General features: G+C 29.6%; 22 protein-coding genes and 2 other annotated features (1 of these 24 running past the window's edge). Of the genes, 7 read left to right on the forward strand and 15 right to left on the reverse strand.

Annotated elements, in window-relative coordinates; genetic code table 11:
• Positions 1–85: a binding site (T-box leader), on the reverse strand; it reaches 144 nt to the left of the window's first position.
• Between the two features lie 68 nt (positions 86–153).
• Positions 154–564 (reverse strand): hypothetical protein, encoded by a 411-nt coding sequence (locus RSD37_RS00490; RefSeq protein WP_346944731.1) that lies wholly within the window; start codon positions 562–564, stop codon positions 154–156.
• 489 nt (positions 565–1,053) lie between these two features.
• Here RSD37_RS00490 and RSD37_RS00495 point away from each other — a divergent pair, with 489 nt between their 5' ends.
• Positions 1,054–1,707, forward strand: coding sequence for a hypothetical protein (locus RSD37_RS00495; protein ID WP_346944732.1), 654 nt, complete (start codon positions 1,054–1,056; stop codon positions 1,705–1,707).
• 675 nt (positions 1,708–2,382) lie between these two features.
• Here RSD37_RS00495 and RSD37_RS00500 read toward each other — a convergent pair.
• Positions 2,383–2,766: a DUF2116 family Zn-ribbon domain-containing protein gene (locus RSD37_RS00500; RefSeq protein ID WP_346944733.1), complete on the reverse strand. Its 384-nt coding sequence runs from the start codon at positions 2,764–2,766 to the stop codon at positions 2,383–2,385.
• 540 nt (positions 2,767–3,306) lie between these two features.
• On the opposite strand from RSD37_RS00500, the gene RSD37_RS00505 reads away from it, so the two are divergent.
• Positions 3,307–4,230: a GyrI-like domain-containing protein gene (locus RSD37_RS00505; protein WP_346944734.1), complete on the forward strand. Its 924-nt coding sequence runs from the start codon at positions 3,307–3,309 to the stop codon at positions 4,228–4,230.
• A gap of 136 nt (positions 4,231–4,366) precedes the next feature.
• Here RSD37_RS00505 and RSD37_RS00510 read toward each other — a convergent pair whose 3' ends face one another.
• From RSD37_RS00510 to RSD37_RS00540, 7 genes are all read right to left on the reverse strand, one after another.
• Positions 4,367–4,639, reverse strand: a complete 273-nt coding sequence (locus RSD37_RS00510) for a hypothetical protein (RefSeq protein WP_346944735.1) — start codon at positions 4,637–4,639, stop codon at positions 4,367–4,369.
• A gap of 307 nt (positions 4,640–4,946) precedes the next feature.
• Positions 4,947–5,150 carry a cation transporter gene (locus tag RSD37_RS00515; RefSeq protein ID WP_346944736.1) on the reverse strand — a complete coding sequence of 68 codons (204 nt, stop codon included), beginning with the start codon at positions 5,148–5,150 and terminating at the stop codon, positions 4,947–4,949.
• A 137-nt stretch (positions 5,151–5,287) separates the two neighbouring features.
• Positions 5,288–7,723 (reverse strand): heavy metal translocating P-type ATPase, encoded by a 2,436-nt coding sequence (locus tag RSD37_RS00520; protein ID WP_346944737.1) that lies wholly within the window; start codon positions 7,721–7,723, stop codon positions 5,288–5,290.
• Between the two features lie 15 nt (positions 7,724–7,738).
• On the reverse strand, positions 7,739–8,005 hold the full coding sequence (locus tag RSD37_RS00525; protein WP_346944738.1) for a metal-sensing transcriptional repressor: 267 nt from the start codon (positions 8,003–8,005) through the stop codon (positions 7,739–7,741).
• A gap of 279 nt (positions 8,006–8,284) precedes the next feature.
• Positions 8,285–8,839 (reverse strand): ECF transporter S component, encoded by a 555-nt coding sequence (locus RSD37_RS00530; protein ID WP_346944739.1) that lies wholly within the window; start codon positions 8,837–8,839, stop codon positions 8,285–8,287.
• A gap of 447 nt (positions 8,840–9,286) precedes the next feature.
• Positions 9,287–10,882, reverse strand: a complete 1,596-nt coding sequence (locus tag RSD37_RS00535; RefSeq protein ID WP_346944740.1) for a peptide chain release factor 3 — start codon at positions 10,880–10,882, stop codon at positions 9,287–9,289.
• Positions 10,883–11,311: 429 nt separating this feature from the next.
• Positions 11,312–11,842, reverse strand: coding sequence for a hypothetical protein (locus RSD37_RS00540; protein WP_346944741.1), 531 nt, complete (start codon positions 11,840–11,842; stop codon positions 11,312–11,314).
• 265 nt (positions 11,843–12,107) lie between these two features.
• Between RSD37_RS00540 and RSD37_RS00545 the strand changes: the two genes are divergently transcribed.
• Complete coding sequence (locus RSD37_RS00545; RefSeq protein ID WP_346944742.1) at positions 12,108–12,419, forward strand: hypothetical protein; 312 nt, start codon at positions 12,108–12,110, stop codon at positions 12,417–12,419.
• A gap of 77 nt (positions 12,420–12,496) precedes the next feature.
• Here RSD37_RS00545 and trpS read toward each other — a convergent pair whose 3' ends face one another.
• The gene (gene trpS, locus RSD37_RS00550) at positions 12,497–13,495 is read right to left on the reverse strand and encodes a tryptophan--tRNA ligase (RefSeq protein ID WP_346944743.1); all 999 of its coding nucleotides are present in this window, start codon (positions 13,493–13,495) and stop codon (positions 12,497–12,499) included.
• A 114-nt stretch (positions 13,496–13,609) separates the two neighbouring features.
• Positions 13,610–13,841, reverse strand: a binding site (T-box leader).
• Between the two features lie 83 nt (positions 13,842–13,924).
• Entirely contained in the window at positions 13,925–14,104 is a 180-nt protein-coding gene (locus RSD37_RS00555; protein WP_346944744.1) for a hypothetical protein, read from the reverse strand.
• A gap of 438 nt (positions 14,105–14,542) precedes the next feature.
• Here RSD37_RS00555 and RSD37_RS00560 point away from each other — a divergent pair, with 438 nt between their 5' ends.
• Positions 14,543–14,806: a hypothetical protein gene (locus RSD37_RS00560; protein ID WP_346944745.1), complete on the forward strand. Its 264-nt coding sequence runs from the start codon at positions 14,543–14,545 to the stop codon at positions 14,804–14,806.
• 107 nt (positions 14,807–14,913) lie between these two features.
• On the opposite strand, the gene RSD37_RS00565 is transcribed toward RSD37_RS00560, so the two are convergent.
• The 3 genes from RSD37_RS00565 to RSD37_RS00575 all read right to left on the reverse strand — a co-directional run bounded on the left by RSD37_RS00565 (position 14,914) and on the right by RSD37_RS00575 (position 16,830).
• On the reverse strand, positions 14,914–15,396 hold the full coding sequence (locus RSD37_RS00565) for an NUDIX hydrolase (protein ID WP_346944746.1): 483 nt from the start codon (positions 15,394–15,396) through the stop codon (positions 14,914–14,916).
• Between the two features lie 157 nt (positions 15,397–15,553).
• Entirely contained in the window at positions 15,554–16,003 is a 450-nt protein-coding gene (locus tag RSD37_RS00570; protein WP_346944747.1) for an NUDIX domain-containing protein, read from the reverse strand.
• Positions 16,004–16,263: 260 nt separating this feature from the next.
• Positions 16,264–16,830 (reverse strand): AAA family ATPase, encoded by a 567-nt coding sequence (locus tag RSD37_RS00575; RefSeq protein WP_346944748.1) that lies wholly within the window; start codon positions 16,828–16,830, stop codon positions 16,264–16,266.
• Between the two features lie 308 nt (positions 16,831–17,138).
• On the opposite strand from RSD37_RS00575, the gene RSD37_RS00580 reads away from it, so the two are divergent.
• Both RSD37_RS00580 and RSD37_RS00585 read left to right on the forward strand, forming a co-directional pair.
• The gene (locus tag RSD37_RS00580) at positions 17,139–17,777 is read left to right on the forward strand and encodes a cyclase family protein (RefSeq protein ID WP_346944749.1); all 639 of its coding nucleotides are present in this window, start codon (positions 17,139–17,141) and stop codon (positions 17,775–17,777) included.
• 116 nt (positions 17,778–17,893) lie between these two features.
• Positions 17,894–18,877 (forward strand): effector binding domain-containing protein, encoded by a 984-nt coding sequence (locus RSD37_RS00585; protein WP_346944750.1) that lies wholly within the window; start codon positions 17,894–17,896, stop codon positions 18,875–18,877.
• A gap of 296 nt (positions 18,878–19,173) precedes the next feature.
• On the opposite strand, the gene RSD37_RS00590 is transcribed toward RSD37_RS00585, so the two are convergent.
• Positions 19,174–19,635 (reverse strand): pyridoxamine 5'-phosphate oxidase family protein, encoded by a 462-nt coding sequence (locus RSD37_RS00590; RefSeq protein ID WP_346944751.1) that lies wholly within the window; start codon positions 19,633–19,635, stop codon positions 19,174–19,176.
• Between the two features lie 283 nt (positions 19,636–19,918).
• On the opposite strand from RSD37_RS00590, the gene RSD37_RS00595 reads away from it, so the two are divergent.
• Complete coding sequence (locus RSD37_RS00595; RefSeq protein ID WP_346944752.1) at positions 19,919–20,509, forward strand: hypothetical protein; 591 nt, start codon at positions 19,919–19,921, stop codon at positions 20,507–20,509.
• Positions 20,510–20,554 lie beyond the last annotated feature (45 nt).

Here is a 20,554-nt window from a genome sequence, read left to right on the forward strand (position 1 = left end):
TTCATTAAAACCCTTTGCTAATTCACACCACCCATCAGCTCTCTGAAAAAATTTTTTAATTACTTCTTTTCATCATTGTCTCTTACAATATTTTATTTTAAATACATATTACTATTATTATTATACTTTTTCAAGAGTAAATATAAATTTTCTCTAAACAACATATTTTTTAATAGTATCTGGTATATTATTTTCTTCACAACTAATGTTAGTATAGAAATCAACTTTAAACTTTTCTGATAAATACTCTAACTTACTCAATATTTCACTAATGTCATGTTTATCCTTACATATATCACTTAAAACTCCATCTACAAATATACTTTCCACATCATAATCTTTAGATATTATGCCACATATAAACCCGTAAAAATCCTTGTAATTATGGATATTAAAATCCTTTGAACATATAAATCTTATGCTTTTGTCTACCCTTAGCAATACTTTTGTGTCATCATCAATATACACTAAATTTCCCTTACTTGTACTAACTTTTGAGTTTGCTAAATTTATTAATGCTTTTGTTTTTCCAGAGCCTTTTTCCTTACAAAATACTTGAATCATTCTAAACGCCCCCAAACTTTAATAATAAAATACATTAATGGTAATAGTTCCATTATATAATATTCAGAATATTTTATCAATAGTAACCGTATAATTTTTATTGTTTATTATTTAATTTATATGTGGAAATTTTATATATTATTATGGTTTTGAAATAATATAATAAATAAGTTTGCCCTTACTTTATCTTATGAAAAATCAATATCTTATGATAACTTATTTAAAGTATTAATTAGAAAACTTTTATTAATCACCTTTTTTAAATTATGTATAATACTCTCTGCATTGTTATATTTAAGAAAGATAATATTGTTCATGCCTTTAAAGAACTTATGTTGCACTTATTGTAAAATAACACCATTAGTCGTATAATCTAAATATATTGATGTTAAAAATTGTATGAAATAAAGGGGGAATAAATTTAGTGAGGTATTGTACTTATAATACACTTTCTTACTAAAGTAATTTATGAGAAATAGATGTTATTTAATGTTTAGAAACAATAAAATTTACTTGCAAATTAATAATCTCAAAAACGTTTTTGAATACACCATAACTGATTTAAAACAATACCCTAATGTTCCATTTTATTCTTTATTATTTGATAATGAAGAAATAATAAAATCCTTTAAAGCATTTGTACACTCCACCATTAAAACTTCAACTACCTTCTCTTCTAGGTTTTCTAAACCTTTAGTATTTTTATTAATTCCTGATGACATAATGAATATTGAAAAAAGAGCTTTATTTGATTTCGCAACAGTAGTATTTACTGCCAAAAGTATATTTTTGGCAAATGAGTGTGCTTTTGTTATACAAGAAAAAATAGATTATATAACTATTTCAAAGTCATGTCGGATGACCACTATTTCTTACTTAAAAGACAAAGGTATAGCTGCACAAAAATTTATTGAGAATAAGGATTACACCGTAGATGATCTTAAAAGATTTATTACTAATCTCCATGAAGATTGCACCTTCAATAGGCCCTTAGTATATTTAAATGGATTAGACCTTAAACACTATATAGAATTAGGCACAGTAGTTGATGATGCAACTCTTTTGAAAAATTTTAACTCAATGCTTAGCACCATAATTATTAAAGGATCTACAATTATAACCAAACCACAAAGGAACGCTTAACTTCTATGATTAATACACAATGATATATACTTCAATTAGTCATAAATATATATAGATCACATTATAATGTTTAAATGGGGTGTTTCAGTGAGAAAAATTTGAACATAAATGTGTATTTATATTTGGAGGTTGGAGAACAACAAGAATAATGAATTAGTATGGACAAGAAGGTTGGGAATTAGTGGTGTATTAATATTTAGTATGGGATTACTGTAATTACTATCAAATAAAAATAATAAGTTGTAACATACTTCATAACACAAACCTAAAATTGATTCATAATATTCTTTTAAAATTCCTCAGAAGTAATTTGTGTTATAGCAAATAGTATGAATTATAGGATGTAAAAAATAGATAAAATATTTTCTTCGGGTTCACAAATAATTGCAGAGATTTGTACAAAGTGTGGTTACATTTTATCTACGAGAGTAACAAACCCAGAAAAGTTTAAGTAGTTAGCAACTTTCTTATATATTGTGTAAATACCATATATGCAACTTTGTAGATTATTGTTAAGTAAGGATTATTAAAATTATATTAGGAATATAGTGTAGGATAGTGTACCCTGATTCCTAATTTCTTTATGAACAATCACCCCCGTTAAGTAGCTATTACACTAGCAATTTAATCTGTATCTACTTAACGGGGTTCACTTCTCTTCATACATGAACTACCTTATTTAGTAAATTCGTGTAAAATTACCGGTATAAAAATCCAAAGTATCATTATTAACATTATAATCCTGACAATTATCACAGATTTTTTGACTCCTAATAATTTAACTGTTTCTGGTGTAGCAAATGGAAACACAATCATTGTTACAAATGTCCCTGCCGCTGCTATAAGTATAATTATTTTCCCTAATTGTGGATTTACTGCTATTAGTATTATACCAATGAACATCATAATTATCATTATAGCCATAATTATTCCAAACAATCCTGTTCGTTTACTTGCATTTTCCTGGAATTTATCGTAATTGTTTTCACACTCAATATTACAATAAGTTTTATCTTTAGTTATTAATTTACCACAATAAGAACATCTTTTTTTACTCATACATCCAATCACCTCTTATTATTAACAACTCACTATATAGTATATATTACCATATTATAACACTTATTAATATAATTTAAGATGAATTAGATAAATACCATTTTTATGGTCTACCTCAATGTCTTTAGAAAATTCCATATAAGATTTATGCCTGTCATTATAAATAATAGACTCAGTATCTATACGTCCTTAAAGCCTCTCAAAATCTGTATCAGCAGTTCGTGGCATGGTTCTCCTTATCCTAATAAGGTACAAGACATGATCTTTGAAAACTTAATAGTATGGTATTTTAAAATATGTTATAATATGGATAAAGTGGAGTGAGAAAGAAAACTTGAATATTGACATTAATGTTGGCGATATGATTGATTTGCCTTATGCAGACAATTCTTTTGATAGTGTTTTTGCATGTCATGTTATCTCACATACTGACACAGAGGGCACCAAAAAGATTAATAACCTATATTCTGTATCCAACTATCCTACATATTTGTACTTAGAATGCAGGGTAGTTTAACATTATCTTTGCTAGAATTAAATGTGAAGGGAGGATGTAAAATGGAGTGGATTGAGAGAATTACAGCAACAGTGGATTATATTGAAGGTCATTTAGTTGATGACATCATGTATGATGAAGTAGCAAAAATTGCTTGCTGCTCAATGCATCAATTCGGACGTGTTTTTTCTTATGTTGTAGGTATATCGCTATCTGAATATATTCGTCGTAGACGATTAACCCTTTCAGCATTAGATTTACAAAGTAGCAATGCAAAAGTGATTGATGTTGCTATGAAGTATGGATATAGTTCCCCTGATGCATTTACTCGTGCTTTTTTCGGAATGCATGGTGTAACTCCTAAGGTAGCGCGCACTTTGGGAGTAAAACTTAAAGCCTATCCACGCATCACTTTTCATATTTCAATTAAAGGAGATGTAGAGATGGAATATCGTATTGAAGAAAAACAAGGTATAAATCTAGTTGGATTGGTTAAGCATATCAAAAGGGAATCAGCAAATACTATAACAAATGACTGGAAAGAGGCTGCTGGTGAAGTTTGGAATACGTGGAATGAGTTTTTAAATGGTGGTACCAATGAGAAAATTAGTGATGTTTATAATCTTTATCGTGAGCCTATGTGGCAGATGGGTTTCACAAAAACATTGGATGATGGAGAAACTTTACTTGCAATAGGTGCGGAAGCAGATACAAATGTTTTAACCGATTTGCAGACCTATACTATTCCAGCGAATAAATGGGCAATATTTACTGTAAGAGGTAGCTTGAGCGGTAAGGATCATCCAATTGATGCAATGTGGACTAGAATAACAACTGAATGGTTTCCAACATGTGGTTATAAACGTGCAGCTGATTATGAAATTGAGGTTTACCCTCCAGGCGACACAAATTCTGATGATTATACCTGTGAAATATGGATTCCTATTACTAAGGAGAATAAAGAATAAATATAAATATTATTGATTGTTGAAATATTACAGAATTTAGCTAAAAGTCCACTGTTGATGTGGGCTTTTCAGCTAAATATTGTAATTAAAGATGTAGGTTCTGTTGATATTACTTTCCATGAACTAGCCTATCTTCTTATTGTACTATTTTATTCCAATAAGAGATTTGAAAATCTTTATAATTATCTTTAAATCTATCTAATCCTATATCAGGAACAAATAAAACACTTTTACATTCTTTATCTCCTTCGTATATGAAAGTAACTAAATTGTTTTTAGTATCATTTTCTAACTCTTCTATTGTTGGAGCACCCTTCTGCTTTAAATTACATAAAAATTCTTCTATTGCTCTATCCCCATACTGTTTAATTTTCTCTTCTAATTGAAGAACAATCCTACTTTTTAACAAAGATTTTTTTCATATTAAACTTTCTCCCTTACTTTCAATCACTACTCGCTAAAGAATTGCCTATAGACTAAACTTCAATTTTACAATTCCCTATGAAAATAATTAACCGCGCCTTCCCATCTCTCATCCTTATCATAAACCCTACCCTTCTATTCTTAAAATATCTATTTAAATTATACATTATAATAAAATAAGTTGTTACAAACTTCTTTATATTGCATTACTATTTATACAATAAAATCAAAGAGTCAGGATTTTCTCCTGACTCTTACTTCAACTTCATATTTATAATAATATATTTTCTTACCTATTCGATTCCTACTACGTCATAGCCTTCTTCTTCTATTGTTTCTTTTAACACAGCATCAGTTTCAGAAGTTTCTACTACTGCATATTTACCTTCTAAGTTAACCTCAACTGAAGTCACTCCATTTAATCCTTCTAAAGCAGTTTTAACGTGACCTACACAATTTTTACAGCTCATTCCATTGATTAATATTTTCTTTTTCATAATTTTATTCCTCCTAAAATTTATATATTTACAAGTAGGTATTTAACCCTACTTAATCTACGTGAATTTTTGTAAAGGTGCATGGAAGATAATATTATGCAATTACCAACACCTGCTTAAAACATAGCATATTTAATCTATGCTTTAAATTTTCTAAGTCTTAATGCGTTTAACAATACTGATACTGAACTTAAACTCATTGCCCCAGCTGCTATCATTGGATTTAATAATGGTCCACCAAATATGTGGAGTACTCCCATGGCAACTGGTATTCCAAGAACATTATATCCAAAGGCCCAGAATAGATTTTGTTTTATATTTTTAATAGTTGCTTTACTTAGCTTTATAGCTGATATAACATCCATTAAATCACTTCTCATAAGTACTATGTCTGCTGATTCTATAGCTACATCTGTTCCTGAACCTATAGCTATACCTATATCTGCTTGCACTAGTGCTGGAGCATCATTTATACCATCTCCAACCATTCCTACCTTGTTTCCACCTTCTTGAAGTTTCTTAACTTCATTAGCTTTATCCTCTGGTAATACCTCTGATAGAATTATATCTATGCCTACTTGTTTTCCAATTGCATCAGCAGTTCTTTTATTATCACCAGTGATCATTGCAACCTTTATTCCCATTTCATGAAGAGTTTTTATAGCTTTTTTACTGCTAGGCTTAACAGTATCTGCAACGGCAATTATTCCTGAAAGTTCTCCATTTATAGCTATATACATAGGGGTTTTACCTTCATTAGCAAGGTTATTTGAGGTTTCGTCTAATATTTCTATATTAATATTCTTCTCTACCATTAACTTTTTATTTCCTAAAAGAATATCTTTACCATCAATAAATACCTCTATTCCGTGACCTGGTATTGCATTAAATTTGTCTATATCTTTAAGCTTTAGCCCTTTTTCTTCAGCGGCTTTAACAATTGCCTCACCCAATGGATGTTCAGAGCCTTTTTCACCACTAGCAGCTAATATAAGAATTTCTTCTTCTGATTCTCCATTAGTTATTATATCTGTAACCTTTGGCTTTCCTTCAGTGATAGTTCCTGTTTTATCAAATACAATGGTATTTAATTTATAAGTGGTTTCTAGCGCCTCTCCACCTTTAATTAATACTCCATTTTCTGCACCTTTTCCTGTACCCACCATAATAGCTGTTGGAGTTGCAAGACCTAATGCACATGGGCATGCTATTACTAGTACTGCTATGAATATAGTAAGAGCAAAAATTGGTGTTTCACCTGCAATTAACCAACCTACTGCTGCCATTATTGCAAGTCCTATAACAATAGGTACAAAATATGCTGATATAACGTCTGCAAGTTTTGCTATAGGAGCCTTAGATCCTTGAGCATCCTCAACTAATTTTACTATTTGTGCAAGGGCTGTATCTCTACCAACCTTAGTTGCTTTATATTTTATAAATCCTGTTTTATTAATACTTGCTCCGATGACACTACTTCCAATTGACTTCTCAACGGGTATGCTCTCACCTGTAAGCATAGATTCATCAATGGCTGTATTTCCTTCTATAACTTCACCATCAACTGGCAACTTCTCTCCAGGTTTAACTAAAACTATATCTCCTACTATTACTTCCTCTACTGGGATAACAATCTCATTATTATCTCTAATTATAGTTGCAGTCTTAGGAGCTAGACCCATAAGTGCCTTTATAGCTTGTGAAGTTTTCCCCTTTGAAACTGCTTCTAAATACTTTCCTAGAGTTATTAGTGTTAAAATAACTGCGGCAGATTCAAAGTATAAATGCATAGCATATTCATGATTACCTTGGATTATCTTATATATTGCAAATAGCCCATATAAAAATGCTGCTAAAGTTCCAATAGAAATTAAGGAATCCATATTAGGACTTAGTTTAAATAGATTTTTAAGTCCAATTTTGTAAAACTTATATCCAACTAACATTACTGGTAATGTTAAGATCACTTGAATTAAAGCAAAGTTAAGTGGATTCATCATTGGAGTTATTATATCTGGAAGCTGCATTCCTACCATATGTCCCATAGTTATAATTAAGAGTGGAACAGTGAATACTAAAGAAATAATAAATCTAGTAAGTAGTTTCTCCGCCTCATTCTTCTTTTTACCCTCTTTACCTGGCTTTTTTCCCTCTTCTTTTATAAGCTTATATCCCGCTTTTTCTACAGCAGCTTTTATTTCTCCATATCCAATTTCATCTTCATTAATCTTTATAGTAAGTTTCTCAGTAGCAAAGTTTACAACGGAATTATCCACACCAGATAATTTTTTAGTAACTCTTTCTACTCTATTAGCACAAGCAGAACAAGTCATACCTTCAATCTTAAAATCGTAGGTCTTTGTATTCTTCTTTACACTATACCCAGCTTTAACTACTGCATCCTCGATGTTTTGAGAATTTAATTTTTCTTTATCAAATTCCACACTTAGAGTTTCTGTTGCAAAATTTACACTTGCTTTTTCAACTCCATCTAACTTATTAATTGCTCTTTCCACCCTGTTTGAACAAGCAGAGCAAGTCATACCTTGGATTTTAAATGATTTATTCTCCATATTTGCACCTTCTCCCTATTTACATATTATTTTCTCTAAAATATTATTGATTTCATCTATTTTTTCGTCTACGTTATTACTCTCGCAGGCTGCTTTAACACAATGGTTTAAATGTCCTTTTAAAACTGCTAAATTAGATTTCTTCACTAAAGACTGTGCTGCTAAAATTTGATTTGAAATATCAATACAATATCTATCATCTTCTATCATCTTAATGATTCCATCAATTTGGCCTCTTGCCGTTTTTAATAATTGTAATGCCTTTTTTCTCTCTTCGCTCATCGCTTTACCTCCCTCCCCCCGGGTGGGGGTATACTTTTATATTATTCCTCAAATGTGATTTTGTCAAGAAAATAAATATTTTTTATTTTACTCATGGTTTAATATTAAATATGTAAATATAGTTTTCCCTAAAATCAAAAAATAAGGCTCAATTTTAATAGACTGTTAAAATTGATATCAAAGATAATATGATGTCTTAATCAACACTGATCTAAAATAGAGCCAAAAATAAAAGCATGGCCTAAATGCCATGCTTTAACAATGTTATATTGATTTTTATTATAGGTATTTACCTAAATATTTTTTTAATGGTAATGATAGAGGTAACGCTATTGCTATTCCACCTACTACTTGAATCATATTAGCTGGTATATCTTTAATTGCCACTAAAAGTCCTTGACCAAGAGTTGGTATACCATAAGCAAAGTGATTTAAAATTCCCCCTGCTATGAAATAGCCTGCAATCATAAATATTCCACCTGCTAAAAACCCACATAAGTTATTCCAAAAATTATCGCCCTTATAGCTGCTTCTATAAGCTATAGATCCTGCTATATATGCCATCACTCCTTTTATAACAAAGGTAAATGGTGCCCAAATAAAATATGGAGAAAACAAATCGAAGAATGTCATACCTACAGCAGCTGCTACCGCCCCTTTTTTCTTACCTAAAAGAATTGCGCATAAAAAAAGCACTGAATCTCCTAAATGTAAAACCGCACTATCTCCTACCGGTATTGCTATAACTGCAGTTGCTATATAAGTTAAAGCTGCCATCATTCCTATTTGAGCCATACTAATGGTTTTAGTTCTTGTTGATAATTTTTTTTCCATCTTAAGTCCCCCTTTACTAGTTATGTACCCATACAATTCAATAACGTATCCATACAATTCAATTATACAATAAATCTAAATAATTTCAACCCTATTTTTTAAATATACCTAAATGTATAAATTTCAACTTTACGAATACACTAAACCTATGCTGAATTTTAACATGTGTTACTAAAAATAAGTATATATTAATCTATGTACTTATAAGTACTCGTTCCTATAGAAAGGAGAATATTATGCTTTATCTTCGTTGGTTTAGCAGTTTTATACTACTTATAGCTTCAATTATTTTATTTTTCATAATTGGAGGAAACCTAATTAACTTAATAATTGCAGTATCCCTAATAACTATAATCATAGATTATTTAGAGGAGTACAAAGTAACAAAAAATAAATTTAATAATTGAAAAGAGTCATATAATACTTAAAAGTATTATATGACTCTTATTACTCTACCTTACCTATGTTAGAAAGAACTAAGCCTTTATTATGCTCTAGTGCCCAGCTAATACCCCAATCAGTTTGGAATATTAAAAGATCTCTATCCTTGAAGTCTTTAACTACTTTTGTATCACTAGTTAAGCTTAAGTTATCAACCTTACCTTCTATAGCTTCAATCCATCTAATATTTCTAAATGGTAACATATCCATTTTAATATCTACGTTATATTCATTTTTTAATCTGAATTCTAAAACTTCAAACTGAAGTACACCAACAACTCCAACTATGATTTGTTCAGTACCTATGTGAAGCTCCTTAAATACTTGAATAGCACCTTCTTGAGCTATCTGCGTTACTCCTTTTATAAACTGTTTTCTCTTCATAGTATCCACAGTTCTTACTCTTGCAAAATGCTCTGGAGCAAATGTTGGAATTCCTTCAAATTTAAACTTTTTGCTTGGAGAGCATAATGTATCTCCAATACTAAATATGCCTGGATCAAATACACCTATTATATCTCCCGCATATGCACTATCAACGATTTCTCTATCCTGAGCTAAAAACTGTTGAGGTTGTGCAAGTTTTATTTTATTTCCACCTTGTATGTGGAATACTTCCATACCCTTTTCAAATTGACCTGAACATATTCTCATAAATGCAATTCTATCTCTATGCGCTTTGTTCATATTAGCTTGAATCTTAAATATAAAAGCAGAAAACTTATCATCTGTAGCTTCTATTTTTCCTGAATCTGAATTTCTTCCTAGTGGCGCAGTTGTTAATTTTAAGAAATGAGCTAGGAATGGTTCTACACCAAAGTTAGTTAAAGCACTACCAAAGAATACTGGTGTAAGTTCTCCTCTTCTAACTTTTTCTGCATCAAATTCATCTCCAGCTATATCTAAAAGTTCTATATCCTCAAGCAATTTTTCATATAAACTATCAGTTATAGCTTCTCTTGCTGTAACTTCATCATTTATATCTATATTAATTTCACTTACCTCTACTTGACCGTGGTCACCAGCTTTAAACATTTGTATCTGTTTCTTTTCCCTATCATAAACACCTTTAAAGTGCATACCTGTACCTATTGGCCAGTTGATAGGATATGACTTAATTCCAAGCTCATTTTCTATTTCTTCCATAAGTTCAAATGGATCTCTAGTTTCTCTATCCATCTTATTTACAAAAGTAAATATAGGAATATCTCTCATACTACAAACATGGAATAGTTTTCTAGTCTGATCCTCTACCCCTTTTGCTCCGTCAATAACCATTACAGCACTATCTGCCGCCATAAGTGTTCTATATGTATCTTCACTAAAGTCTTGGTGTCCTGGCGTATCTAGTATGTTTATACAATAGCCATCGTATCCAAATTGCATTACTGAAGATGTAACGGATATTCCCCTCTTCTTTTCAATTTCCATCCAGTCAGAAACTGCATGCTTAGATGTTTTTCTAGCTTTAACAGAACCTGCAAGTCTAATCGCTCCTCCATATAAAAGCAATTTTTCTGTAAGGGTAGTTTTACCAGCATCTGGGTGGGAAATTATAGCAAAGGTTCGTCTTTTTTGTATTTCCTTTATATAATCACTCATTACCTTCACTCCTTTATTCTATATTTAAATACTTTTTATTTAATTAAAAAGTATCTCAGCATCATATAATTAGCATAATATAAAAGGCAGATTAGAATCATCTTTAATTGTAGAAGTTAACTATTTATAGATGTATCTTCTTACCACTTCATACTTATATTAATATATAGTATCTCTTTTTAGCACAATTTATATAATAACATATTATTTATTATAAAAACAAATAATATTAAGGATTTTTAGAACTTTTCACTATTTTCACTGCTTTAATTGCAATATTCCTTTAATCATACCATGTAAGATATCTATATTAAGGATTCTTATCCTTGATTAAATAAAAAAATAGCAGGAAAAGTAAGAACCCTTCACCCGCTAATTTATATCATAATATTTATAAATTATAATTCCAATGTATAAAACTATTTTATTTTAGCATGCATAATTGCTTAATAATCCAGTATAAACGACTTGTCCCTTAGATATTGAATCGAAATCCTCTGGTTTAACTAAAGATACATCTTTACTAAAGTCTACTACTTTACCCTCTTTAAGTACATGAGCTACAAACTGAGAGCATACAAAATGATATCTTCTTTGATATGGAATATGTAGCATTATAGCTAAAATCCCAATAAAGCTATACTTATATCTATCATGTTCATCTTCAAATTTATCTATAACGTCTTCAACTTGCTTGTACTCTTCTTCTGTAACAGTTAATTCATATACTCTACATGTTGTACTTTTATACATTTTAAATATTCCAGCATTAATATTCTCGTTTATGAAACCAGCATTAAGAGGAAAATACAACTTTCTTCTACCAAAACTATATAGTCTCTTTAAATCCTTATCTAAAGCTATGGATGTATGATTATAATTATACTTTGTGTATAACTTTATTGCTCTAGAAAAGCATGTCCCTGTTTGACTCAAAACAACATAAATTTTTTTGTCCATATCATCACCACCAATAAATTTAAAATAACTTATTATTATATCTTAATATATAATATATTATAACACATATAATTATAAACCAAATTAGAAAATAATTCATTACGAAATCATTAAATTTTACATATACTTTTCTTGCTTTTTTCCCTATATTTCCTTAATTTATGAGTATATTTCTATTTTCATCTGATTTTTCCTTTGTATTTTATTGAAAATCGCTTTTCATATTTATATAATTAAAGCCTATTAGAATATGGAGGTTGTGATTATGACTGTTAGAGTAGCTATTTTAGGTGGACCCCGTTGCGGTAAAACCACACTTATGCAACAACTATATGTAGATATACAAAACTATGATCATATATCCTATGTTGGTAGAGAATTTGGGTATTCTAAGGATGGAGTTAGATGGCAAGATGAAGATATTGCTAAAGCAGTAGACAAGGCAATTTTATCTTTCCTTGATACAGAAGCAATTTCTTACACAACTCTTACGGGTTCTACAAAGGAAAGAGCAAAACAAATACTTGATATTTTACATATAAATACTGAGGTAGCAAGTGATACTATATCAAAATAAAATTATAAAGCCCTAATATAAACTCATAAATTTATGAAAGTTTATATAGGGCTTTTTTATAACTTTAATTATATGATCTACTGTTGAACTAAACCTATTTTTTTCTGCATCTTTCTTAAAGTTTTTGTTGCAACATAATTAGCTTTTTGTGCTCCAACCGTATATATTTCTTCTAGCTTCTTCTTATCTGCTAAAAGTTCCTTAACATTATTTTGAACTGGTTCTAATTCTTTAACTACAGCTTCAGCTACATCTAACTTAAACTGAGCATATCCTAGACCTTTATACTTCTCTTCTATCTCTTCCATAGACATACCAGTAATTGTACTTAAAATTGTCATTAAGTTTTTAACGCCTGGTTGCTCATCACAGTACTTAACTTCTCCAACACTATCAGTAACAGCTCTTGCAATTTTTCTTCTAATTACTTCTGGTGGGTCTAATATTAATATATATCCATTAGGATTTTCTTCTGATTTAGACATCTTTTTAGACGGGTTTTGTAAATCCATTATTTTAGATCCAGCTTTTCCTACATAAGCTTCAGGAATTGCAAAGGTTGGGCTATATGAGTTGTTAAATCTTTCCCCTATATCTCTTGCAAGCTCTAAATGTTGTACTTGGTCTACTCCCACTGGTACTACATTAGTTTGATAAATTAATATATCAGCTGCCATAAGCACTGGATAGTTAAATAATCCTGCACCTATACTCTCACCACTATTTTTAGACTTATCTTTATACTGAGTCATTCTACTTAGCTCACCCATGTAGCTATTGCAAGTTAAAATCCAAGAAGCTTCTGCATGTGCAGGCACATGTGATTGGATAAATAGAGTATTCTTCGCTGGGTCAATTCCAGCTCCAATGTATATAGCTAAAACTTCTAAAGTTCTTTTTCTAAGCTCTGCTGGAACCTGTCTTACAGTAATTGCATGTAAATCTACAATACAAAAATAACATTCATACTCCTCCTGTAAATTCACCCAGTTCTTTATAGCTCCTAAATAATTCCCCAGGGTTAAATCCCCTGAAGGCTTAATTCCACTAAATATAACTTTCTTTTTATCTTCCATAATAATTCCCCTTTCTATAATGAAACTCCTTCTCTCCTCTTTCGAAGAAGTAACTTCTACTGACCAAATATTAAATTTGGAGTATTAGTTAAAAAAAGCCCTATGGAAAAAATTCCATAGGGCATAAAATACGCGGTACCACCTATCTTGAGATAAAAATCTCATCTTTTTCAGATACAAATATATCCTAGCTCTATAACGTGAGCATTCGTGCTAAACTACTTAAAACTGTTCATCTAGCATCTCAGCGACCCATTCATATTAAACATCATTATGGTAATCTCACCATCTACCACTCTCTTTAAATCTGTTTTTAATACTACTTACTTCGCCTCAACGATTATTTTATAAATATATTAGAATTATTATAATTCTTAAAATATAATATGTCAATATGTTGTTTTTTTATTGCCCTTACCATACTTAATTTTAAGACAATGCTAAAAGTAAAAAGACTACTAGAATTATTGCACCTGAAATTAAAGTTACTTTAAAACTATCAATTATTTTCCAGTTACCACTTATTTTCCTATGTTCATTTATACTCTTCTTTTCACCTGCTTCTGTCTCTTTGTATTTTTGAAACATATTCATATTGAAACCTGTCATTTGCAATACCTCCTATTTAATAAATAATAACTTTACTCTTATAATATGATAAGACTACCTTGTTGGATCATCTGTATAAATCATTTTAAGTCGTTGGTTATTATCATTTCCTTAGCATATTTTACTCACCTTTTTACATATTTTTATAATTTAATTATATCATAACAATTATGCAGTTTATGTATATACACTGTACTCACTTTTAATTATTAAAATTTTTTATGTTAACATATTTTAAAAAAAGTTATAAAACTACAAAGTAATTTAATTCATTGCATATATTCTTTATTTATTTTATATTAAAACCATATATTTCTAGTATTTATTTAGTTCATTAGCACAAACTAAATTCATTAAATACCTTATATTATTTAAATTGTATTTAATAAAGCTTTTAATGTAAAAAGCCATCTGCTTAAACTGAAGGAGGTATTTTCTATGGATTCAAAAAATAATTCTAAAAAACCCAATGAATCAAAACCCTATGGACCTAATGAAAGAGATTATTTGGAAGCAAGTTTAGAGCCAGTTAAAGCATTTTCCCTTGAGGATTACACTCTAATTCCTAATCATGTTGTAGATCCAATAGTGGCAAATAATATTTCCAACGCAGAATTTGATTACACTTATAACGAGGATTCGGATCTTTTAAACTCTGGAGATCAACCCTTAGCCTCAATAAATAAAAACACTCCAAACTAATTAACAAAAACATAACCAGAGAAATAATTTCTTTGGTTATGTTTTGTCTCTTTTAAACTATTTACATTAGATTCTTAAAGCTTGTACTCCACCATTTTCATGAGGTTTTATATCTTTCTATTAACCTTCAAATCAAATTCCGGCTTTGTTACATACTCTAAATATTGCACATTACCGTCATAATCCAAATATGCTTGAAAGCGCTGACGAATTGCTGGTGATGTAATCATATCAAGGACTTTATCCTTCTTCACCCAGCATGATTCTGAATTTTCATCTGAAATGCACAGAGTACCATCAATAAAAGTGCAAATAAAATCCATCATTACCTTTGTTGGAACTTTTTCAACTCCATTATACCCCTTATATGTTGCAGTGTTTGATGAAATTGCAAATAGTTCTTTTACTGTGACATTAATTCCACTTTCTTCTTTTATTTCTCTAATAGCTGCATCAATAATATTTTCTCCAACCTCAACCTGACCACCAGGGAAAACCCATCCTCCGTGATGAGCTTTAACCAACAAAATCTCTTCTTGACCATTTTCCACTACACCTGCTGCTGTAACAATATGTGTTGGCATTATCATTTATATCACTCCCTCACTACTTATTAATCTTTATTTACATAATAATACAATGATTTATTACATTCATTTTTATTTAAATTATAGTATATGGTTTAATACACTATTGAAACTTTGTATAAATTTAGAAAGTGATTTTTATCATCTTCCAAATCGTATTTTATGAAAAATGCGTCTTAACTACTTTGAAATTACCACAAAATTCAACTGCTTTATTGAATAATACATTATGAATTGATGGATAGGTCAAGTTTACTGGTAAACTATCAAACAGTTTAACTTCTTCAATCTCTGAGTTTGGCAACTCTCCAAGTTCACTTATTTCAGAATAGAACAATAATCCATAAGAATGGCGACCATCTACATTCACAGTGGAAATACTTATTGGTGTTAGACTAAACTTTTTTGCTCCAGTTTCTTCAAACAATTCTCTTTCAGCAGTTTTAGTTATGCTTTCATAAATTTCATGTGTTCCACCAGGAAGTTCCCATGTTTCCTTACCTTTCTGCCGAACAAATACCCACTTTCCTTTATATTGAGGAACAATTACTGCACACAAAAATTTACTATCCTCCATATGACATAATTCAATTAAACTTATATCAATCATGATGACTCTTATCCTTTCCTAATTTAATTCGCACTTTTCTACAAGGTTATAGTAATTACAAAACCTTAATTATTACAATCTTTTAAAAAATCTTCATCCACTACTAAGACTTTTTTTACCATTGAGGCATTTTTCAATTGTTATACTTTAACTCTTTACATATTAATGATGTACATTTAGAAGATACCGAGTTTTATTATAAAATAATTAACAAAAGGTAACTATTGCAAATCCTACGAAAGTTATCACTATTACTCAATTTATAAATTAATATTTTTTATTACTTCATCATAAATTTGTTGTAGCTTAATTTCTTCAAACTTTGTTGTATCAATATCTATATTAATACTGTCATCTATATCTAATTTAAACTCCTTATTATTAATCCTAATCTTAAATTCCTCAAGTCCGCTTATCAGCATAATGTGTCCAGGATGTCTCTCTCCTGAATTGTCACGCTTTATATATCTATCATATAAAACTTCAACTTGTGCATGGCAATATATTTGTAATACTCTATAATTGTACCTTGATTTTATGTCAAAGAAAGTTTTGGTTGCATATTTGTTTTCAAAGTTGCCTTCAACAATAAATGTATTTCCAGTTTGGCATAATTTTTCACCAAATAGATATAAAAGTTCAAAGCTTGTCATGCCAAGCTTAATTGCCCATTCTTCATCTTTGGTTCCTAAATAATCAAATAGTAGTTCTTTAATTTCATCTTTATTAATTATAGGTAATTTAAATTTATTAGCCAAATGTTTACTTAAAGTTGTTTTACCAGTAGCAGATGCTCCTGTAACTATTATCATTAATTTTTCCCCCACTAAAATCTCCCCCTATTATATTCAAGGTTAGCAATAAACACGTCTTATTATATAATTATTCATTTAATTACAGTAACATTTTACACTAATTATAACATATTTTAAATAAAATGTATGTTGATAGCAGATATCTATTGTCTTTCTTTAAAGTCAGTTATATTAGTCCAAAAATATAGTATATTGCTTTGAACTCCAATTAAATATTTCCCATATATTTGAAACAATTGGTTATTTTAAGTATAATTAAGTTAATGAGCAATTTAGAGATATCTTTAACCATTAAAGATATTATTGGAGGGGTATTCATTATGAAAGTTACTGATTTAACACATATTATTCATTCGAGTATGCCAGTTTTCCCAGGAACTGAGCAACCAATTTTAAAAAAGGCAAATACCTTAGAAAAAGATGGATTTCGAGAGATGAAAATCACTATGTACTCACATACTGGTACACATATAGATGCACCTGCCCATATGTTGAGTGATGGACTTTATTTAGATGATTTTAATATAGAACAGTTCATTGGGAATGCTACTATTATAGATTTTTCAAATATAAATATGGGATTTATAGATGTTGATAGATTAAAACCCTATGAGGAAAAAATAAAAAATGTTGAGTTTATTATAATAAAAACAGGCTGGAGTAAATACTGGGGTGATAAAAAGTATTATGAAGATTTCCCTTCTTTAAGTGAAGAGGCAGCCAAATGGTTATCAGAATTTAATTTAAAAGGAATTGGTATTGACGCAATTTCAATTGATGATATGAAATCCACAACATTTGCAGTCCATAAAACACTAATGCCAAAGAATATCATAATCATTGAGAACCTAACAAATCTAGGTTCCATCAACAGTGAATATTTTACTTTAAGTATTATGCCACTGAAAACTAAAAATGCTGATGGTTCACCAGTAAGAGCTATTTCTATAGAAATGTAATTGTATTATATTGAGAAATAAAGATTATTTTTATTTGAATCATAAAAGTTACAAATAATTATTGACTTTGACGCGACGTTAACATTTACAATTTAATCAGAAAGGGGAATAAAATAATGAAGTCAGTAACAATAAGCCAAGTTGCAAAAGGGTTTAATATTTCCACAAGAACACTTCGCTATTATGAGCAGATAGGGCTTTTACAAAGTATTAAAAAAAACGATTACGCCTACCGTACCTATGATGATTCTGCTGTAAGACGTCTACAACAAATCATTATTTTACGGAAATTAAGAATAAAGCTGAAAGAAATTTCAATAATCTTACAAAATGATGATGCGGTTACAGCAATTGAAGTGTTTCGCGAAAACTTAAAAGAAGTCAATAATGAGATAATATCTTTGACTACTATTAAGTCAATTCTGCAAACTTTTATCACTGGTTTAAGTGAAAATATAAACTTTAATATTAATTCTGATTTATTTAACGATGACTCCGTTATGAAAATCATAGATTCATTAACCCTTTCTAAAATTAATTTTAAGGAGGAAAGGTCAATGGAAGAATTAAATAAAGCAAATGAGAAATTATCAAGGTTAAAAAATGTTAGGATTATATATCTGCCTCCATCAACTGTTGCGTCAAGTCACTTTATAGGCGAAAACCCAGAAGATGTTTCAAGTAATTTATTAAATGATTTTATTAGAAATTGCAATTTACACAAAAGCAAACCTGATTTGAGGCTATATGGTTTTAATAATCCTTGCCCTAAAGATAGTCATGAAATATATGGATATGAGTTTTGGATAACTATTCCCGATGATATGGATGTTCCTGAACCTCTTGAAAAAAAGCATTTTCATGGTGGATTATATGCAGCTCACTGTATTAAAATGGGAGATTTTAACGAGTGGCAACTGATTCATGATTGGGTAGATAATAGCGATGAATATACTTTTGACCACAGGGAACCTTTAGGTATGGGAGGTTCTTTAGAAGAACACCTAAATGCATATACTTTTTATCAAACAGATAAAGAAAATGCAGACTTTAAGCAGGTTGATTTACTCATTCCCATTAAGACAAAGAATGATCTGTAATATACCTATTGAACTTCCTATTATGAGGATAATTTATAGTAGCTTTATTACACATTCTTCATATTAATGGTAACAACTATAAAACTAAATGATTAAACGGCCTTAGCCCAATGGAATATCGGGCTTTAGCCGCTTAAGTCAATTTTTATTATTTCTCCTGTCTACTTGACAGGAGGCAGTTCAAAGTGAATATTCGGTATTTTTTGCTCTTATCTATTTGGATTTTCCTTAGGAAAACACCATATTACTGTATCAAGGTACTCTAAACCACAAAATATTCACATATGGAAGTATTTTCAAATAATATCATTTACAAACGGTATTGCAGTGGCTGTTTCATTTTTATAATCAGTAATGTATTTTGTATCTTTACTAAATACAATAGCATTTGTTAAGGTAATTTTTAAAATACATGTTTCAGGATCATCTTCATTAACATGACGGTCATAAAATGCAACAAATACTTTTTTTAATTCTTCTCGCAACTCTCTGTTTGATTTTGCTTTAGGATTACCAAGATTTTCACCTATACCTTGTGCACACATTAAATCTTTACAAATTGCTACATTTGATTTTCTGTCAATATCTTTCATTTTCTGTGAACAACTATGTGTCACCACGTAAACGGAACCATCTTTATAATACCCATCTACATTCCGAACATTTACACCATTCTCTGTACAAGTAGCAAGTGATATTATCACATCATAACCTAATTGTTCTTTCATTAACTCGGTTGCAGATTTAAAAACATCCATTACATACCTCTCCCCTATTCTTATTATCTAACAGTTATTCAGTTAATTATATCGATTTTATACGCTAATCATAACATATTTTCAATAAAATGTATGTTATTAGTGAATATTGGTTGTCTTTCTTTAAAATCATTTGTATTAGTATACGAATAGGGTATATTGCTTTAAACTTCAATTATTTTTCCATATATTTGAAATAATTGGTTATTTTAAGTATAATTAAGTTAATGAGCAATTTGGAGATATCTTTAACCATTAAAGATATTATTGGAGGGTTATTTATATGGAAATCTTAAAGAATATTCTAATTGGATATTTAACATTATATTTTGTAATTTGGTTACATGAAGTTGGGCATGCCTTTTGTTATTGGAAATACGGTACTAAAAAAAATCCTTTATTGGTAAGCGTAAAACCATATATATTTTTTTCTACCCCTTTGCCAATAGATTTAGAAAAAGAAAAATTAATGTCTGAGAAACAAAAATTCAACACTTCTATGGCTGGAATAATAGTTAATTTAACATTTGCATTTATAAGTATGTTTATTATCTTATTAATTGGAGTAAAGGATAATTTAGTTTTTCTTTTTTTATTTTACTTTGCTACATTACATTTTTCAGAAGCTATAAGTTATTTAACAATAAGCAATATTTTTTTAGCTAGTGACATGAAATCAATAGCTAAATATAACAGTAAGCTTAGAATTCCTTGTTTTTTAATTGGATGCTTAGGTTTAGTATGTTTGGTGTACCTAATATCAATGTCTCTTTATTCCTGGAGAATATATCTCATTATTTTCAATATGATAGCCATGCTATGCATGGGCATTGGAAGAATTATCTTTACTTATTTTTATACTATTAAGAAGTAACACTAATAATTTATATCTCTATTTTTATTTTATAAATAGGAGAAA

It is taken from the genome of Clostridium sp. (genome assembly GCF_036646415.1).
Taxonomy (GTDB): Bacteria; Bacillota; Clostridia; order Clostridiales; family Clostridiaceae; genus Clostridium_J.

Bases quoted from the DNA above. Each gene is read 5' to 3' on its own strand.
- RSD37_RS00525 (WP_346944738.1), bottom strand. From the start codon at position 8,005: ATGAGCGAAGAGAGAAAAAAGGCATTACAATTATTAAAAACGGCAAGA.
- RSD37_RS00595 (WP_346944752.1), top strand. From the start codon at position 19,919: ATGGAAATCTTAAAGAATATTCTAATTGGATATTTAACATTATATTTT.
- RSD37_RS00585 (WP_346944750.1), top strand. From the start codon at position 17,894: ATGAAGTCAGTAACAATAAGCCAAGTTGCAAAAGGGTTTAATATTTCC.
- RSD37_RS00530 (WP_346944739.1), bottom strand. From the start codon at position 8,839: ATGGAAAAAAAATTATCAACAAGAACTAAAACCATTAGTATGGCTCAA.
- RSD37_RS00560 (WP_346944745.1), top strand. From the start codon at position 14,543: ATGGATTCAAAAAATAATTCTAAAAAACCCAATGAATCAAAACCCTAT.
- trpS (WP_346944743.1), bottom strand. From the start codon at position 13,495: ATGGAAGATAAAAAGAAAGTTATATTTAGTGGAATTAAGCCTTCAGGG.
- RSD37_RS00495 (WP_346944732.1), top strand. From the start codon at position 1,054: ATGTTTAGAAACAATAAAATTTACTTGCAAATTAATAATCTCAAAAAC.
- RSD37_RS00590 (WP_346944751.1), bottom strand. From the start codon at position 19,635: ATGGATGTTTTTAAATCTGCAACCGAGTTAATGAAAGAACAATTAGGT.
- RSD37_RS00570 (WP_346944747.1), bottom strand. From the start codon at position 16,003: ATGATTGATATAAGTTTAATTGAATTATGTCATATGGAGGATAGTAAA.
- RSD37_RS00565 (WP_346944746.1), bottom strand. From the start codon at position 15,396: ATGATAATGCCAACACATATTGTTACAGCAGCAGGTGTAGTGGAAAAT.
- RSD37_RS00515 (WP_346944736.1), bottom strand. From the start codon at position 5,150: ATGAAAAAGAAAATATTAATCAATGGAATGAGCTGTAAAAATTGTGTA.
- RSD37_RS00580 (WP_346944749.1), top strand. From the start codon at position 17,139: ATGAAAGTTACTGATTTAACACATATTATTCATTCGAGTATGCCAGTT.
- RSD37_RS00500 (WP_346944733.1), bottom strand. From the start codon at position 2,766: ATGAGTAAAAAAAGATGTTCTTATTGTGGTAAATTAATAACTAAAGAT.
- RSD37_RS00490 (WP_346944731.1), bottom strand. From the start codon at position 564: ATGATTCAAGTATTTTGTAAGGAAAAAGGCTCTGGAAAAACAAAAGCA.
- RSD37_RS00540 (WP_346944741.1), bottom strand. From the start codon at position 11,842: ATGGACAAAAAAATTTATGTTGTTTTGAGTCAAACAGGGACATGCTTT.
- RSD37_RS00555 (WP_346944744.1), bottom strand. From the start codon at position 14,104: ATGACAGGTTTCAATATGAATATGTTTCAAAAATACAAAGAGACAGAA.
- RSD37_RS00545 (WP_346944742.1), top strand. From the start codon at position 12,108: ATGACTGTTAGAGTAGCTATTTTAGGTGGACCCCGTTGCGGTAAAACC.
- RSD37_RS00520 (WP_346944737.1), bottom strand. From the start codon at position 7,723: ATGGAGAATAAATCATTTAAAATCCAAGGTATGACTTGCTCTGCTTGT.
- RSD37_RS00535 (WP_346944740.1), bottom strand. From the start codon at position 10,882: ATGAGTGATTATATAAAGGAAATACAAAAAAGACGAACCTTTGCTATA.